Raw genomic sequence first — 16,369 nt, forward strand, 5'->3', positions numbered from 1 at the left:
CGTTAATAATAGCTAATATCCTTCTTCAATAATCTGGATCTTACATACAGTGAAACTTTAATCAGTGGGGGTTTTGTTCATCCCCCACTGATTATTAGCCCGCACCAATCGGGCGTTTACGGGCAGTTATCTCCCACCTAACTTCCTAGCATTCGCCGAATTTCGAGGTGGGAGTTTTACTGCCCGCAAATAGCGGGGTCACCTGTAATTTGATGGTCATATTCGTCTATGACCACCTCTTCCCTTGTATATAGAGCATTCTTTTCAATTTCAGTTCAAAATGAAATAACATTTCAATATAAAATATCAATCTACCTAGACATTATGACAACTATCTTTAATAACTGAATTTTCTATACATTAAAGGATGTTACTCAAACAACCTCGAATATTGTAATACAGTGAAACTTTAATCAGTGGGGGGTTTGTTCATCCCCCACTGATTATTAGCCCGTAAATAGCGGGATAAACATACATAAGGAGGTTGATCTATTTTGTTTCGTTCGTTTACAAATGGATGTGTTGCCCTTGTGCAACGTTTCTTGCCAGAACCGTTTATTTTATCATGTTTATTAACTGTTTTCGTTATCTTCTTCGGCATGTTTGCCACGCACCAAACACCGGTAGAAATGATCACGCACTGGGGCAATGGCATTTGGGGACTTCTCGCCTTTTCTATGCAAATGGCTCTTGTACTCGTGACAGGATCTGCTTTAGCAAATGCCCCACTTATTAAAAAAGGGTTAACGAAAGCAGCGAAACTACCGAAAACGAACGGCCAAGGTATTATCGCAATTTCAATTGTAAGTTTACTAGGAGCATACATAAACTGGGGATTTGGTATTGTTGTCTCTGTTTTATATGCAAAAGAAGTGGCAAGACAGTTAGACGGATTAGATTATAGGTTAGCAATCGCTTCTTCTTACTCCGGATTTCTCATTTGGCATGCAGGCCTTTCTGCTTCTATCCCTCTTACGTTAGCAACAGGCGGCGAAACTTTAATCAAAACGACGGCTGGAAGTATTAAAGAAGCGATTCCAATAACAGAAACGTTATTCTCACCATACGCTCTCGTTCCAGTCATTATCTTTTTAATTACGATGCCTCTCATTAATAAAGCAATGCATCCAGATGAAAAACATACGATTACAGTGGATCCAAGTGTATTCCGTGAAGAAGCTGCAGCTCAAGAAGTAGAGCAAAAAACATTCGCTGAAAAAATGGAAAATAGTATGATTATTACACTTTGCATCGGGCTATTAGGTCTTATTTATATTTTTAACTATTTTAGTACGAAAGGCTTTAACCTTACACTTGATATCGTTATTTTTATGTTATTGATTGCGGGTCTTATTTTCCACCGTACTCCGATTCAATATATTCGCGCTTTCTCTGACTCAACAAAGAGCGCTTCTGGTATTTTACTTCAGTTTCCGTTCTATGCTGGAATTATGGGCATGATGATTGGAGTAAATAGTGAAGGGCTTTCGCTTGGAGGAGCTATTTCTACTTTCTTTATTAGCATTTCAAATGAAACTACTTTCCCGCTCTTTACATTTTTAAGTGCTGGAATTGTTAATATTTTCGTTCCTTCTGGAGGCGGTCAATGGGCAGTGCAAGCACCAATTATGATTCCAGCTGGCGCTGAACTTGGTGTACCTGCTGCGAAAACAGCGATGGCCATTGCATGGGGCGATGCTTGGACAAATTTAATTCAACCTTTCTGGGCATTACCGGCATTAGCAATAGCTGGTTTAGGCGCTCGTGATATTATGGGATTTTGTGTTGTTAATTTACTTTATGCAGGATTTATCATTAGTCTGTGTTTCTTATTTATTTAAACAAAAAGCTAGTTTTATACTAGCTTTTTTACATAATAATTCATTTATTTCCCATGCAATTTATAATCATCTTCCACTCTATCTCCGTAAGATTTAATGCCTCAAATGCAAAAAAATCTTCACATATTTTTTCAATCAAATGTGGATTTTCCCTCAAGAAATTCCACTGTAATACTTTAGGAAGAAAATGTATTTCATATTCTTTACTTCCTCGTACTACCTCATCCACTTCTCTTTCACAAATCCCTCTTATTAAATAATCATTTCTTAATTGTATTTGAACTTGTTGAAACGCTTCGCTACACTTCTTCAATTGAAGTAAACACGTAATATACGTCCGAAAAAGTTCGTCATCACAATTGCAACACTTTATAATACGATCAAGTTCAGTCATAATGTATGAGCCTTTTCTTCTATTTGTAATAACCACTTTTCTCGCTTCATCATAATCCAATCCGCTGATCGATATAATAGTGCCACGTACCATAACGGTGAGTCTAACGTATTAATAACCCATGCTTTCTTTCCTTTCAATAAACCTTTCGGCAGGGCTCCTTCATATTTATAAGCAAATCCAGCTACAAAAATACGATCGATAAATCCTTTTAAAATAGCAGGCATGCCCCACCACCATATCGGATATATGAAAAGAAGAGTATCCGCTGCTTTCACTAATTCTCTATATCGCTTCGTCTCTTCTTCATATAGTAAATCCCGTCTTTTTTTCTCTTCATTAAATACAAGTACTGGATCAAATTGTTCCTTATATAAATCAAGTACCGTAACAGAATGATTTGTCTTCTGTAGTCCTTTTTGCACACGCTCTAAAATTGCCCCGTTAAAGCTTGAAGGATTAGATGAGCGTATATAATTAGTACGTTCACTACAAAACAACTCCCTCTATAGTTAACGTTTCCCCTTCTTTAACATCTTCTCTACGATTTGTACATTTTTCGAACTTTGTAACAAACGATTTAATACTGTTAGTAACTCTTCTTTTTCTAGACCGTTCAGTTTCTCTTTAACCGTACTCTCACCAGCACCTTGAATATCATAAACAACTGCCGCCATATGCTTACAAAAATTCTCATATGGACACTCACAGCTACTTTCTGTAAAATCTTCTAGATCAATAATCACTTCATAATTCCCTGCATTCCCAGTAACAAAAGCAAATACTTTCTTATCGTGTATGTCAACATCTTCTACATGTCCCTCTTCATAATATTCATAACCTTTATCTATAATGTACTTGGGAATCCATTTCGTTATATCTTTTAATAAGTAAGCGTACATAACAACACTCCTTCCTTTAATTCCCTTTTGACTTCAAAAACCCCGCATGTTATTCTAATTACTGTCAAGTAGCGAGTCTACGTGACAAAACGACTGACACCTATTCGGCGAAGGTGTCTCTTTTATTTGCAGCCGATAATGAAGTGCCTCTTTCAGGCACATTCAATCTTTGACACTACACACTCAACACCATTCCCTTGTATCAGGCTGCTTTAGCAGTCTTTTACACTACATACTTCAAAAAAAAGAGAGCCTAGCTCCCTTTTCCCGCTTTATAAAATACCCCTTTTTCAGCATAGCGATATTCATCATCAGCTAAAGTAATTTTCCCATCCAGTTTGAGTTCATCTAATAGTCTTGATAAATAAAATTGATGTAACATTTTTTTCGTGAATTTTCCTTCATGATGCGAAACGATATGTTCTTGAATATCTAACAATGATATTGGCTTATCTTGCTCTATCATATATTCATAAACTGTACTACGCAGTTTTACGTATTTTTCGAGTGTCACAGTACTTCGCAACCCCTTTCTTCTTATTATATGTTTTCGTAATCGGTTTTTTTGCAACAAAAAAACCTCTCCGATAAGAAGAAGTTACGTATATCTTCGTCTTATCTCCCAGAACAAAAATGTTCTGCTGGAATTAGCACCTGCATCGCGGTTGCTGGGTTTCATCGGGCCAGTCCCTCCACCTCTCTGGATAAGAAAATATTCACTTTATAATAAACTATACGTAATTTCATTTTAATTGTCAAATAAATATAACAAATTATATTTTTCTCCTCAGTGTTCATACTACATGTATATGAGTAAAAAAGGAGGACTATGAAATGTATCAAAACGCCCGCGGATATGTACAAGATTCTTTTCAATCATTAAAAGAAGCAAAACATTGTTTAGAAGAAGCACTACAAACAGTTGAAAAAGATTTTAATCGCGCACGTATTGAACAATCCCTTTACGCCGTAGAGCAAGCATTGCAAAGATGTGATTATACCGTTCACATTTTAGAAAAAGATTGAAAACTTCCCATCAATAGATGGGAAGTTTTTTCAAATGGCATACTTCATTATTATTGCCGTTATGATTAAAAAATATACAGAATTAACAATTTCTAAAACCCCTACTTTTAATGTAGAAATTTTTTTGCCATACAATATAATTGCTCAAATGACACTTGGTACGAATATAAGAGAACACCATGGATGGATAGCAAATACAATTACCGTCAATACAATATGATACCCCCAAGATATGAGACGATACTTCGGATTATTTTTCTCACGAATCATTGTTTTCACATAAAACGTACTTCCTAAAAAATACAAAAATGAAATAAGCGCAATGAATACTGCGGTTTTATCGATTTGCTTCATTGAAAAATAATAACTTATTAAACCACCTATACAAAACACTATAATCGCACAAATATCATTGAGTAATGCTCGTTCATTTTTTTGACGAGTGTAATACATATTTACAATAAACAATGGAATCATTAATACTGCGAATAAAAGAATCCGCCATTCATATAATAAAGAAATCATCCCAAATACGAGTGCAATAATAGAATACACCATTGCATTGTGTAGCAATTCTTTTTTTCGTCTTTGCCTTATGTACATGAGAAATGGATACGTAGCTAAATAGATAAAGAACCACGCTAAAAACAGTGGGATATGATAGAAAGTAGGGTTCCCAAGTATGACACTTAATAGAAATGGTATAACAAGCATGGCCCATGCACCGTGCTGCTTCGGAATAACTAACTTCATTAACTATACACCTCCTCTTTGAAAATAATTCTCACCTAATATTATACAAATATTTTTATATAATAGCTGACTTATATTGGATCTATTTTTTGACAATAAAAAAATGCTCCTTACAATATGTAAGAAGCATGAAAGAGGCAAACGAATATGTAAGTCGCGACCCTACCTTATATGAGTATGCTTTTCTATGTCACCTTATGCTCATCTAATATACCATATTTCTTTTTAAATCTTGTGAGGATCGTAATCCATGAAGTGCTAAATAACAGAAGGAAAATAACATTCGATATCGCATGGCTAAGATCGAAAGAAAAACTTGCGACATAGTAAGCAATAACTGTTTCCCACGTTGCTTCCTGTATAAAACCGAGAAGACCCCAGAAATTCATAATCCAACCAAATAAAAATCCAACGACGAATCCGTACAACAGTCTTCCCCACAGTTTTTTCATCAAAAATGTATTTCGGAGTAATCCCGCTATAAAACCAATCATACCCCAAGAGAACATTTGCCACGGCGTCCACGGACCTTGACCTAAAAAGATGTTAGACACGATAGCTGCCGTTGCCCCAATCATAAAGCCAGTTTCGCTCCCAAATACAATTGCAGAAACGATAATAACAAACGAAGTCGGTTGTACACTCGGTAATATCGAAAATGGTACCCGGCTAACTGCTGCGATCGCCGCTAACACAGCAACGATAACAATTTCACGTGAAACAAACGCCTTCCTTTCAAAACGGATATAGAAAGGTAACATAATGATAGCTAATAAAAACAAACTACTTAACATGTAATAACCGTCCATGATAAGTGTAGTAAAGAGTAATGTGCCTATTATTACTATAAAAATACAAATTATGAATGCAACATATCGTTTGGACACGCTTCGTACACATCCTCCCACGTTAATGCAAACGGTAACTCTTTACGGATGAATCGATTAATAGATGTTGTATAAAAGAAGTTACCACTAAAGAACTCTTTCGGTGCATCATTCATAATAACTTTCCCATCAAATAACATCATGCATTGATCTACATATTTTGCTGCAAATTCAATATCATGCGTTGCCATTACAATTGTTGTACCTTCTTTTTGCAACTGTTTAAACAGCTCTCCTACTCTTTCCTTTTTCCATGGATCTAGTCCCTTTGTCGGCTCATCGAGTAATAATAAAGTTGGCTTTGATAATAACGTTGTACATAATGCTAGTAATTGCTGCTCTCCGCCGCTACAATCATGTGGATGGCGCTCTTTAAGTGAATCTAACCAGAACTTTTTCAACATTTCTTCTGCTATTACTTTTCCCTCTTCACCATATAATTCATTAGCACGCTCATAAACCTCTTCCCATACTGTATCAAATGTAAAATGATAATACGGATGTTGCGATACATACCCTATACTTTTAAATCGTTCTTTCGAATCAATTTTATGTATCACTTTTCCATTCCACTTTACCTTACCTCTTCTAGCTTTTTGCAATCCTGCTAAAATCGTTAACAGTGTAGACTTCCCAGTTCCGTTTTTCCCAACTAGAGCTGTCCATTTTCCTTTTTCGATGTTTACTGTTAAATCTCGCAAAATAAGTGGACTATTTTTCTCATATTGAAAAGATATATGTTCTGCACTTAAAATCACTTCTTGCTTTTCACATTGTTCTACTTGCCCATTCCTATATGATATCGCTGAAAAATCATTCATTTTCATTTGCGCTTCTCGTACTGTAAACGGAATATCTTCTACATTCCATTCTAAAAACAATCTTGGAATTTGTGGAATGAATGGATGGAACTTTTCTACTTCCCACATGTTCGCTATCACACTTTTAGAAGTACCATCATAAATGATTCTGCCATTATCCATACAAACAACACGTGTTGCGAGCGGTATAACTTCATCTAAACGATGTTCACTTAAAACTATCGTAATTCCAAGTTCTTCATTAATACGTTTTAACAATCCTAAAAACTCTTTTGCAGCAATCGGATCTAGCTGCGCTGTCGGTTCATCCAGTAATAGTAGCTTCGGCTGCATGACTAATACTGCCGCTAAATTTACTAGTTGTTTTTGACCACCAGATAACGTATGAACAGATTGGTGCAATAAATCTTGAAATCCTAAAAAGCTAATGAGTTCCGCTATTCTTTTTTGAATAATATGTGATGGTAACCCGATATTTTCTAAAGAGAATGCTAATTCTTGAATAACTGTATCCATTACGAGCTGATTTTCTGGATTTTGAAATACCATACCAATTTCTTGTGCAGATAATAAATCTGGTACATCTTCTAATAAAACACCCTCATAATATGTATGCCCAGAACGTGTACCAATTGGAAGTAACTCCTTTTTAAAATGTTTCAATAAAGTTGTCTTCCCAGATCCTGAACCACCAGCAAGTACTATAAATTCTCCTTTTTGAACAGAAAGAGAAATATGCTGTAACGCGTATTCATTTTCATCAGCATATATAAATGATAAATTCTTTATTTCTGCATGCGCCACCATATCCATTCCCTTCCTTCCATCATAATTGGTAAACTAACAAACATCATAAATAATAAAAACATCATTCCATCGTATTGCTGGAATAGTATTGATTCCACTTTCGGATAGATGATCAATTTCCCTCCTCCATAATAACTAAATATGAATGAGGCTATAAATAGAATACTTAAATAACTTAGCGTGTACCAATCGCGTCTTTCCATTCTATACCGAATATAAGTCGTACGTTTTGTTACACCAAATCCACGAGCTTGCATAGAATCTGCTGTTTGTAGTGCATCTTCTAACGAACAAACTAATAACACTTGCAGTAATTTCATCCCATTTTTTATACGCTCAATGAGTGAACCTGAATCTAATTGCACACCTTTCGTTTTTTGGACGAGTGTAATTTTCTTTAACCGCCTAATAAACAAAGGAACAAACCTCACTGTAATCATCGTTAACAATGCTACTTTCGGTGAAATTCTGGAAAATAAATATAAAAATTTATGACTCGAAATAATATCATTATACGAAGCAAACGTAAACATAATTGCAACTAATAATAATCCCATAACAAGTCCATACATACAGGCCTCAAGCTTAATCCGGCTATCTCCTAACCAAAATAACGTAGTCGCTCCTCTATGTGTTAATAAAGAGTTAAATAAAATAACCATCAAAAAGAACACGATAGTACTAGGTAGCATCTTTCTTATTTTATCGCCATTCCCTTGTACTATATTTAAAATTACTATTAGTATAATCGCTCCAATTAAAAAAAGAGGATGAAGACACATCATACATAGTATCATCACCCCAATATAATAGAAAAAATTCACAAAAGGATGTAAAGAAGAAAAGCTTATTTTCATAGTCCTTTACCGAAGATCCTTTCCTATTTTAATACAAACACCCACTCGATTGTATCTCCTGGTTTTACTTTCACTACACCAGCACTATAGTTTGGAAAAGCACCGTTCACACGATATTTCCATCCACTAGTTTCAGTAATATCTTTTTCATATAAATCATTAATACCTTTTACATAAATATCACCTTTAGATCCCATTACATCAAGCTCTAGCCCTGTGCTCTTTAGCACACTATAAACAGTGTCACCTTCTTGTACATCAACCTTCTTCGCACCTAATATATATCCTTCATGTCCTTTTACGGAGATAGTAACTTGTTTAGGTTTTGGTATTATTGGATCTGGCACTGGCGGTACTGGATCTGGTACCGGTGTTGGGGGAGCTGGTACAGTTACTTTTTGACCTTTATTTGGATCTTCTTTTTGCTCCTGCTTTGGTGTTTCTTTTGGCTGATTAACAACCTTTGCTTCTTCTTTTTCTTCTGGCGCTTTCTGCGGCTGAGGTTTCTCTTCTTGTACTTTTTGTTGTTCCGGTTGTTTATTTGCAGCAGGCTGTTCCTTTGGTTGCTCTTCTTTCTTTACTTCCGGTTGTGCCTGCGCTTTTTCTTCTTTTTGTTTCTCTTCTACTTTCTGTTCTTGTTTATCTTTCTGCTCTTCTTGTTGTTTCTCTTCCGGTTTCGGTACATCTTTTTGTTCTTCCTGTTTCGCTACTTCTTTTTGCTCTTCTTGCTTCGGTTCTGCCTTCTTCTCAGGCTTTACAGCCGTTTCTTCACATCCGGCTAATAATCCCAATGAAAGAACTAAAGAAATGAACCATTTCATCTTACTCATGCTGTCCCTCACCTTTCATAATAAAATTAGGAGCAAATGATTGCTCCTAATTTTTGTTAAGCTGCTTTACGTCTCCATAATACATATGCAGAAGCAATACATAATACACCCATACCTACTTCTGTTGCTGCACTATGAGAAGATGCTCCTGTTTGTGGTAATTGATTCTTATTCTTGCTTGTTTCTTTATTAACTCGTTCGTTATCTACAACAACTTTCAGATTTTCATCTTTTGGTTGTTTTTGTAACTGTTCTTGTTGTTTCGGCTGTTCTACAACTTCTTTTTCTTCTACAGTTGTCTCTGGCTCTACAATTGGTTTCGTATCGATTTCATTCTCTACTACATTTGACCAATCATAAATCGATTTTCCAAGATCTTTAAACTGAAGTAAAGCTAAAAATGCTTGCTCTGTAGCCATTCCGCTACCTTTTTGATCACTCGGTAACCATTTGAACTCACCATTTGGAAGCTGGTATGACATTAAATTTTGTACTGCTTTATTAAGACGATCGTGATCTACATCTTTAACTAGCGATAGTCCCATAATTGCTTGTGCAGTACTATTAGAATTCTCTCGTCCATCAGCGGCAAAACCACCATTACCTAGCTGCTGCTTGTATAAATAATCAACAGCTTTTTGGATAGCTGGCTTTACATCTGTTTGATCTTGATAAGGAGCTAATGCAGCTAATACCATACTTGTTACATCAACGCTACTAGCACTTTCTTTACTACTTGAACTATCATACGTCCAGCCACCGTCTGTATGCTGTGACTGTAAAAGTGCTTGTACTAAAGTAGTTCGATTCCATTTCGCTTCAACTGGAACCTCATATTTCTTTGTATCTAATGCAAGTAATGTAAATGCGTATCCTGTAACAGAATTCACTTTATCTGATTCAAATAAATTTTGTACTAAATTTTGTCCCTCTACCTTTGTAGGATCTACATTCATTGCATTCATCATAATAATCGTTCTAGCTAAATCTGTTGCTGAAAAACGATTTAAACGCTTCTTAACCTTTTCAGCTACTGGCTGAACATAGCTTATTTTCGTTTCAAGTGGAATATTTACACCTGAACGAGCGAGTCCAATCGCAACCCAATCACTACCAATTCCATCTTGTAACATCTTTTCTGACGTTTTAGAAATTGCTTCATTTAATTGTGCTACTGGAATTTCAACTTTCTCTTGCTTTGGTTGTTCTGTTGTTTTATCTTCTGATTTTGGTTCTTCTGTTTTACCGTCTGGTTTTTCTGTTTTCGGTTCTTCTGGTTTTGGTTCCTCTGTTTTACCATCTGGTTTTTCTGTTTTCGGTTCCTCTGGTTTCGGTTCCTCTGTCTTTGGCTCTTCTACAGTTTTGCAAGTTCCAAATTTATCCAGCGTTTGTTGCAATGTTTCTTGACTCATATTGCTCCAGTCTGCAACGTAACGAAATGCAACAACATCCCCAGACTCTAATTTATAACTATCCGCACCAACTTCTGCAGATTTGTCATTTACATCATATAACCAACCGCTCGTTGCTCCGGCCATTAATCCATCGATACCCTTTATATACGTTCCAAATGACATATTTTCAGATGTTACCTTGTCACCCATGACTTTTTGTAGCAAACTAAAAGCTGTTTCTCCATCTTCAATGGAAACTTCTTTTGGACATAACATAATTCCTTTTTGTGATTCACCAATAATTGCAAGTTTCGCTGTCTTTCCTTCAGCAAACGTAATATGTACTGTATTCGTAAAAGAAACAAATACAAGTGCCACTGCCATTAATGATGTAAGCAGCCATTTCTTTAACATTGCCATCCCAAAATTTCCTCCCTTTACTAACATTTACACAAAAAAAGACCCTTTAAGGGCGTGTGATTGACACTCTCTTTTTGTAAGTGTCGAACAAAATACACAACACCTCCTACCCGCATTATTCGCGTCTATATTTGTATAGGAAAAATAATTTCGTTTATGAACGCACCATTGTGATAACATTCACTTTTCTAGGCAAAATTTAATCCCTTTTCAAGTTATCGTAAACACGATAAACCTATACATTCTGCAAATTTTGATTTTCTGTATTATTTTACTATTGACAAAGATTTTTGTCCATGATTTATCAGATTTATTTTCTAAGAATAATAGATTAATAAGCTTCCATTAATAGAATTCATCCCTCACTATGAAAGCTTTTATCACTAACAATAATCCCATCTTCATCTACATAAACATATTCATTCGGCTTCCATTCAACTTCACCAAATTGCACCGGAATATTTCTTTCTCCTTTTCCTTCTTTTACACTTCTATTTGGCATCGTCCCTAATGCTAAAATACCAATATTAATATTTTTTAGATCCATAGAATCACGAACATACCCATTTACAATAATTCCTGCTAAGTTTCTTTCTTCCGCAATAGCTGCTAAATTATCACCAAGTAACGCACAATTTTTAGAAGCTCCGCCATCAACCACTAATACTGTTCCTTCCGGCAGTGTTTGTAACCCCTCTTTTACTAGTACATTATCATCCTTCACTTTTACTGTTGCGATTTTCCCATAGAATTGTTCTTTCTTTCCATAAGATTGAAAAGACTGGCGACATATTTGTAATTCCTGTTCAAATTCATCACATAGATCCGTAGTTTTCCACATCTCTTTCCCTCTTTTCTTTTCCTTTTATATTACATATTCTTGGATTTTTTTCGTTTCCCTGTCTAATGTTGCAATAATTTGTATGTGCAGAAAAAGGATAGAAAAACTATTGCCTTAAGAAGCTACCTTTATTATAATCTATTTCACAGATAAATTTCAGAATATTAAAAATTAACAAAGTGAAAGGGAGGGGTTCTATGCAATTACAGACCGAGGCAAAAAAACAGCCTAGTAAACGAAAGTTTAAAATGCCTGACGCGTACGTACTACTATTTTTTATTGCCTTACTTTGTGCCATTGCTACATATTTCGTTCCTGCTGGAGAGTTTAAAAGAGTTACAAACGGTACTGTTACAACGACAATACCAGGAAGTTATCATTCTGTTCCACAATCGCCGGTAGGATTTCTTTCTTTTTTTACTGCTATTGAAAAAGGAATGACACTTGCTGCTCCTATCATCTTTTTAATTTTATTTACGGGTGGAGCTATTGCGATTCTTGAAAAAACAGGTGCTCTTGACGGTTTAATCTATCATGTGATTAACAAATTTCGTAATCAGCAATTACTTTTCATTTGTATTGTCGCCGCACTCTTTTCTATTCTCGGGACGACTGGCATTATCGTTAACTCAGTTATCGGCTTTATCCCCATCGGCATCATCGTTGCACGCACATTAAAATGGGACGCTATCGTCGGCGTAGCAATTATTTATTTAGGCACTTATGCTGGTTTTAATGCTACTATATTATCTCCCTCACCTTTAGGCATTTCACAAAAAATCGCAGAACTTCCGATGTTTTCAGGGATTGGTTTACGCACAGCAATCTATGTTTCTTTTTTAATTGCCACCATTTTGTATATTAATTGGTATGTAAAACGCTTAAAAAAATCGAATAAAGGAAGCATACTCGGAGATAACTGGTTTCCAAGTAACGCTCTTTCAAGTGAGAAAGAAACAGAGAAAACAGAAGTTCCTTGGACAATGCGCCATAAATTAATTTTACTCGTTTCAGCTTTATCATTACTTGTATTTTTAATAGGAGCTTTTCGGCTACATTGGACGGATGCAGAAATGACCGCTACTTTTATTTTCATAGCAATTACAGCTGGAATAATAGGTGGCATGAAAGCGAACGATATCGCTTCTACTTTTCTAGCAGGCTGTCAAAATCTCATCTACGGTGCTTTGATCGTCGGAATGGCTCGTTGTATTTCAGTCATTTTAGAACAAGGCAAATTACTTGATACAATCGTTAACCAACTCGCACAGTCTCTCGAAGGACATAGCCCTGTATTTGGGGTTATCGGTATGTATGTAAGTAGTGCCGCATTACATTTCCTCATTTCATCCGGGACAGGAGAATCTGTTATTTTCATTCCGATATTAGCTCCATTAGCTGATTTCATGCATATTACACGCCAAGTTACAGTACAGGCTGTTATGCTTGGCGAAGGTGTTGTGAACTGCCTCAACCCAACTTCCGGTGTTTTAATGGGCGTTCTCGCAGCGAGTGGCATTTCTTATGGAAAATGGATTCGATTTATGGCTCCACTTGCATTCATTTGGTTTATCATCGGACTTATTTTTCTTATTGTTGGCGTGAATATTGAGTGGGGACCGTACTAAAAGACTCATATTATACTTAACTTGATAAAATATCTATTCTATTCTCCAATCCTATAAAAATCACTTATTCTAGTATAGATATAAACAGGGATTGACCATAGTGATCAATCCCTTCTCTCGAAGTAAAATACCTTTAAGTATTTTACTTCCAAATTTTATTTACCCATTCAGGATGATCAATAAAAGGATTGCGATTATGTTGATATTTTGTAAAAATCACTTCATTACGCTTTCGCTCTAAATCATCGACAGGGTCTTGTTCATTCCATTTTAGTAAAACAGATAGTTTCCCCATGTATGGATCTTTATTGTTATTGACCTTTTCATTTAGTTCTAAGTCTATTTCGCCGTTATCTCCTTCGTAACGAACAGCCATGTAAAACAGCATTCTAGCGATATCTCCTTTTACACTATCACGAGGTTCCCAAGAATCACTATCATATTTACATTCTGTCGCTTCCGAATGATTCATACCACCATTATCAAAATCCAGATTTCCACGTGAACTATTTACAGATACATCCGTCGCTCTTAAATGATGCAAATCTGTTCCAGGTCCTGCAGCCGTTCCAAAATCACCGTGAGATTTTGCCCAAACATGCTCTCGGTTCCAGTTATTAACTCCTGAACCATTCGTAAATTTCCCTTGCGAACGCCCAGTATATAAGAGCAACACATTATTTTTATTATTTGGATCTTCATCAGTATCTCTTAGCGCTTCCCAAACCGCACTGTATGATATCTTTGTATGATTATCAATAACATTATGAAGTTCCTTCTTTAATTCTAAACCCGTTTTTCCTATAGCGTTATTATAATATGTATCGTCATAGTTTTTTACAGTAACCTCTTGTGCTGAAAACGTACCTACTTGTGGAGATGCTGAAACTACTTCACCATGTATGATATCTGTGAATGATAGAGATGCTGAACCTAAAATAAAAAATGAAGATAGTGTAACCATAGCAAGTTTTGTGTTTCGGAACTTCATATACCCATTTCCCCTTTAAAATATAATTTGAAGTCATTCACTAAAAATGTTCTCCCTAAAACTACGAAAACGTTTAAAACTCCATTCCCCTTCTCTTTTTATTTAATACAAAACCCTATTCAGTCTGTATCATTTCCACACTTTTGGTTTATCTACTTTTCAAAAAAATTCACTTTTCACAAGGAACATCCTTCTCTAGTAAAGATTATTAAACTATTCTTTACAATTAAAAAGTAGTTTAATGTTAACTTATAATTTTCAATTTTTTTATGCAATTATGCATATTTAATAAATTGTTCAAAAAACATTTTGAATAAAAATCATTCAAAGAAAACCGTGCAACAAAACAGATAGAGTCTAGGACAGAAATAGTACAAATCAAGATAATAGCTCGACTTTTCCTTTTTCCATAACTGTCTTTATTTTTTGTATAAAACTCTTCCTCCTCTGAAGAATAAGTACAAAAATAGATTGGATACCATGTAGGCACCAATCCATTTTAATTAAAGAAACTGTGTTAATTCTGCATTCACAACCCGTTGTGCAGTAATGATAACACTTTCAGCTGTTATTCCATAAACACTATATAGCCCACCCGGTTGATTAGGAACAATTTGAACTTCATATTCAAATGCTTGTCCAAAAGCAGGATGAACTAAACTTAGAGTTTCAATAGTAGAAGCATTAGAATTCACATTGAAATTCACCTGTTCAATTAATACTATTGAACCGTCAAGTCTAAAAACTCTAGCTACTCCAGTAAGTGGGCCAGCAGTACGGTTAAGGATTTTCACCCTAACTCTATTTGCATTAGCAGGTTGATTTCCCAAGTTTTCAATAGGACCTGTAGTAAAAGCCATATTACATTCACCTCCATTACATTATTACAATATTCAACGTTATACATTAACGCTATAAACTAATTACTCAATTCTTTCTAAATAAAAAAGCTCATTTCTTATATTTTTTAATAAGAAACAAGCTTTTCTTTTTCAACTATCATTCCTAAGATAAATCTATCTGTCCCGGAAACTTTTGGAGCTAATTGACGTTTATGTTGAGCATAAAACTACTTCTATTTATTTGGCATCGAATCTATATACTTTTTAACTACTTCATATACATATTCTTGATTTGCCGCTGCTGTATTTGGGTTGTATTTTCCGCCGTTTGTTTTATTGTTAGATAATACTCTAATTCCTAAAAATGGTACGTCATAAGCTTTTGCGATTTGCGCTGCGGCAGCGCCTTCCATTTCTTCTACAGATGTACCGTATTTTGTATGGAACCACTTAATTCTATCAACTTCATTATTCCAAACGTCTGCTGAACCTATCGTACCTTCAACCACTTTACCTTTTGTATATTTATCCTTTACTGCATTAGCTGCTGCAAGTAAATCCTTATCTCCCTCGTAGTATCGGATTTTCTCAGCATTTGGATCTTCTCCTGCACTTCCTTCAGAAGCCATTAAGTCCATAGATATCCATTTTGCCGGCTCAATTCCTTGATTCTCATCCATATTTGTTGTTTTTAATGAACCTATATTCGCGACTTTTTTTCCTAAAACAATATCAAATACATTTAAATTAGGATCATGTCCACCTGATGTTCCTTGGTTAATAATCGCTATAGGCTTATATTTTTCAATAGCCACTGCTGTAGCGGCTGCTGTATTTTCCATTCCTTTACCTGTTTTCGCAACGATTACAGGATAATTGTCTACAGTTCCTTTATAAAATACAAAACTCCCAGATTTTTCTTCTTTCACATTTTTTAACCTTTTTGCAAATTTTTCAGCTTCTATCGGCATTGGACCTTGAATTAAGATAGGGTTTTGATTGCTTTTTGCCTCTGCTACTTGTTTTGGACTAGCACTACATCCTGCAAGTATTGAGAATGATAATGCGATAGTAGTTGCTAGGGCACCATATTTTTTCAACAGATTGTTCTTCATAAATAATCTCTCCTCTTTCT

Annotated in this window: 15 protein-coding genes, 2 pseudogenes and 1 riboswitch; of the genes and pseudogenes, 3 read left to right on the forward strand and 14 right to left on the reverse strand. The window is 35.4% G+C overall.

The window, feature by feature from the left end; all coding sequences use genetic code 11:
- The first annotated feature begins 494 nt into the window (after positions 1–494).
- Positions 495–1,841 carry a short-chain fatty acid transporter gene (locus ACP6L7_RS12875; RefSeq protein ID WP_097833163.1) on the forward strand — a complete coding sequence of 449 codons (1,347 nt, stop codon included), beginning with the start codon at positions 495–497 and terminating at the stop codon, positions 1,839–1,841.
- A gap of 40 nt (positions 1,842–1,881) precedes the next feature.
- Here the strand turns inward: ACP6L7_RS12875 and ACP6L7_RS12880 are convergent, their stop codons facing one another.
- The 4 genes and pseudogenes from ACP6L7_RS12880 to ACP6L7_RS12895 all read right to left on the reverse strand — a co-directional run bounded on the left by ACP6L7_RS12880 (position 1,882) and on the right by ACP6L7_RS12895 (position 3,711).
- Entirely contained in the window at positions 1,882–2,235 is a 354-nt protein-coding gene (locus ACP6L7_RS12880) for a group-specific protein (protein WP_141533424.1), read from the reverse strand.
- A pseudogene (locus ACP6L7_RS12885) lies at positions 2,232–2,725 on the reverse strand (NAD(P)H-dependent oxidoreductase). Before ACP6L7_RS12885 ends, ACP6L7_RS12880 begins: the two are co-directional and overlap by 4 nt.
- Positions 2,726–2,747: 22 nt before the next feature.
- Entirely contained in the window at positions 2,748–3,137 is a 390-nt protein-coding gene (locus tag ACP6L7_RS12890) for an SWIM zinc finger family protein (protein WP_097833165.1), read from the reverse strand.
- Positions 3,138–3,390: 253 nt separating this feature from the next.
- The gene (locus ACP6L7_RS12895; RefSeq protein ID WP_002110869.1) at positions 3,391–3,711 is read right to left on the reverse strand and encodes a hypothetical protein; all 321 of its coding nucleotides are present in this window, start codon (positions 3,709–3,711) and stop codon (positions 3,391–3,393) included.
- 38 nt (positions 3,712–3,749) lie between these two features.
- Positions 3,750–3,848, reverse strand: a riboswitch (SAM riboswitch).
- A 123-nt stretch (positions 3,849–3,971) separates the two neighbouring features.
- On the opposite strand from ACP6L7_RS12895, the gene ACP6L7_RS12900 reads away from it, so the two are divergent.
- Entirely contained in the window at positions 3,972–4,163 is a 192-nt protein-coding gene (locus ACP6L7_RS12900) for a hypothetical protein (RefSeq protein WP_071744158.1), read from the forward strand.
- A 30-nt stretch (positions 4,164–4,193) separates the two neighbouring features.
- Here ACP6L7_RS12900 and ACP6L7_RS12905 read toward each other — a convergent pair.
- The 7 genes and pseudogenes from ACP6L7_RS12905 to rraA form a co-directional block, all read right to left on the reverse strand.
- Positions 4,194–4,916: pseudogene (locus ACP6L7_RS12905) on the reverse strand (YwiC-like family protein).
- A gap of 185 nt (positions 4,917–5,101) precedes the next feature.
- Positions 5,102–5,803: an ECF transporter S component gene (locus tag ACP6L7_RS12910; protein WP_097833166.1), complete on the reverse strand. Its 702-nt coding sequence runs from the start codon at positions 5,801–5,803 to the stop codon at positions 5,102–5,104.
- The gene (locus ACP6L7_RS12915) at positions 5,776–7,437 is read right to left on the reverse strand and encodes an ABC transporter ATP-binding protein (RefSeq protein WP_141533423.1); all 1,662 of its coding nucleotides are present in this window, start codon (positions 7,435–7,437) and stop codon (positions 5,776–5,778) included. The genes ACP6L7_RS12910 and ACP6L7_RS12915 overlap by 28 nt, the downstream gene beginning before the upstream one ends.
- Positions 7,410–8,288 (reverse strand): energy-coupling factor transporter transmembrane component T, encoded by an 879-nt coding sequence (locus tag ACP6L7_RS12920; RefSeq protein WP_097833168.1) that lies wholly within the window; start codon positions 8,286–8,288, stop codon positions 7,410–7,412. Before ACP6L7_RS12920 ends, ACP6L7_RS12915 begins: the two co-directional genes overlap by 28 nt.
- Before the next feature lie 23 nt (positions 8,289–8,311).
- The gene (locus tag ACP6L7_RS12925; RefSeq protein WP_097833169.1) at positions 8,312–9,118 is read right to left on the reverse strand and encodes a DUF4430 domain-containing protein; all 807 of its coding nucleotides are present in this window, start codon (positions 9,116–9,118) and stop codon (positions 8,312–8,314) included.
- A gap of 56 nt (positions 9,119–9,174) precedes the next feature.
- Entirely contained in the window at positions 9,175–10,932 is a 1,758-nt protein-coding gene (locus ACP6L7_RS12930) for a DUF4430 domain-containing protein (RefSeq protein WP_097833170.1), read from the reverse strand.
- Between the two features lie 355 nt (positions 10,933–11,287).
- Positions 11,288–11,773, reverse strand: a complete 486-nt coding sequence (gene rraA, locus ACP6L7_RS12935) for a ribonuclease E activity regulator RraA (protein ID WP_097833171.1) — start codon at positions 11,771–11,773, stop codon at positions 11,288–11,290.
- A gap of 197 nt (positions 11,774–11,970) precedes the next feature.
- Here rraA and ACP6L7_RS12940 point away from each other — a divergent pair, with 197 nt between their 5' ends.
- Entirely contained in the window at positions 11,971–13,401 is a 1,431-nt protein-coding gene (locus tag ACP6L7_RS12940) for a YfcC family protein (RefSeq protein WP_097833172.1), read from the forward strand.
- 142 nt (positions 13,402–13,543) lie between these two features.
- Here the strand turns inward: ACP6L7_RS12940 and ACP6L7_RS12945 are convergent, their stop codons facing one another.
- The 3 genes from ACP6L7_RS12945 to ACP6L7_RS12955 form a co-directional block, all read right to left on the reverse strand.
- Positions 13,544–14,392 carry an endonuclease I family protein gene (locus tag ACP6L7_RS12945; RefSeq protein ID WP_097833173.1) on the reverse strand — a complete coding sequence of 283 codons (849 nt, stop codon included), beginning with the start codon at positions 14,390–14,392 and terminating at the stop codon, positions 13,544–13,546.
- A gap of 503 nt (positions 14,393–14,895) precedes the next feature.
- Positions 14,896–15,252, reverse strand: a complete 357-nt coding sequence (locus ACP6L7_RS12950; protein ID WP_002146626.1) for a hypothetical protein — start codon at positions 15,250–15,252, stop codon at positions 14,896–14,898.
- Positions 15,253–15,467: 215 nt separating this feature from the next.
- Positions 15,468–16,349 (reverse strand): 5'-methylthioadenosine/S-adenosylhomocysteine nucleosidase, encoded by an 882-nt coding sequence (locus tag ACP6L7_RS12955; protein ID WP_097833174.1) that lies wholly within the window; start codon positions 16,347–16,349, stop codon positions 15,468–15,470.
- Positions 16,350–16,369 lie beyond the last annotated feature (20 nt).

Source organism: Bacillus silvicola (genome assembly GCF_050524305.1).
GTDB classification, from domain to species: domain Bacteria; phylum Bacillota; class Bacilli; order Bacillales; family Bacillaceae_G; genus Bacillus_A; species Bacillus_A cereus_AT.

Excerpts from the sequence above, each read along its gene's own strand:
- ACP6L7_RS12880 (WP_141533424.1), bottom strand. The coding sequence starts at position 2,235 with ATGACTGAACTTGATCGTATTATAAAGTGTTGCAATTGTGATGACGAA.
- ACP6L7_RS12890 (WP_097833165.1), bottom strand. The coding sequence starts at position 3,137 with ATGTACGCTTACTTATTAAAAGATATAACGAAATGGATTCCCAAGTAC.
- ACP6L7_RS12900 (WP_071744158.1), top strand. The coding sequence starts at position 3,972 with ATGTATCAAAACGCCCGCGGATATGTACAAGATTCTTTTCAATCATTA.
- ACP6L7_RS12915 (WP_141533423.1), bottom strand. The coding sequence starts at position 7,437 with ATGGATATGGTGGCGCATGCAGAAATAAAGAATTTATCATTTATATAT.
- ACP6L7_RS12920 (WP_097833168.1), bottom strand. The coding sequence starts at position 8,288 with ATGAAAATAAGCTTTTCTTCTTTACATCCTTTTGTGAATTTTTTCTAT.
- ACP6L7_RS12925 (WP_097833169.1), bottom strand. The coding sequence starts at position 9,118 with ATGAGTAAGATGAAATGGTTCATTTCTTTAGTTCTTTCATTGGGATTA.
- ACP6L7_RS12930 (WP_097833170.1), bottom strand. The coding sequence starts at position 10,932 with ATGGCAATGTTAAAGAAATGGCTGCTTACATCATTAATGGCAGTGGCA.
- rraA (WP_097833171.1), bottom strand. The coding sequence starts at position 11,773 with ATGTGGAAAACTACGGATCTATGTGATGAATTTGAACAGGAATTACAA.
- ACP6L7_RS12940 (WP_097833172.1), top strand. The coding sequence starts at position 11,971 with ATGCAATTACAGACCGAGGCAAAAAAACAGCCTAGTAAACGAAAGTTT.
- ACP6L7_RS12945 (WP_097833173.1), bottom strand. The coding sequence starts at position 14,392 with ATGAAGTTCCGAAACACAAAACTTGCTATGGTTACACTATCTTCATTT.
- ACP6L7_RS12950 (WP_002146626.1), bottom strand. The coding sequence starts at position 15,252 with ATGGCTTTTACTACAGGTCCTATTGAAAACTTGGGAAATCAACCTGCT.
- ACP6L7_RS12955 (WP_097833174.1), bottom strand. The coding sequence starts at position 16,349 with ATGAAGAACAATCTGTTGAAAAAATATGGTGCCCTAGCAACTACTATC.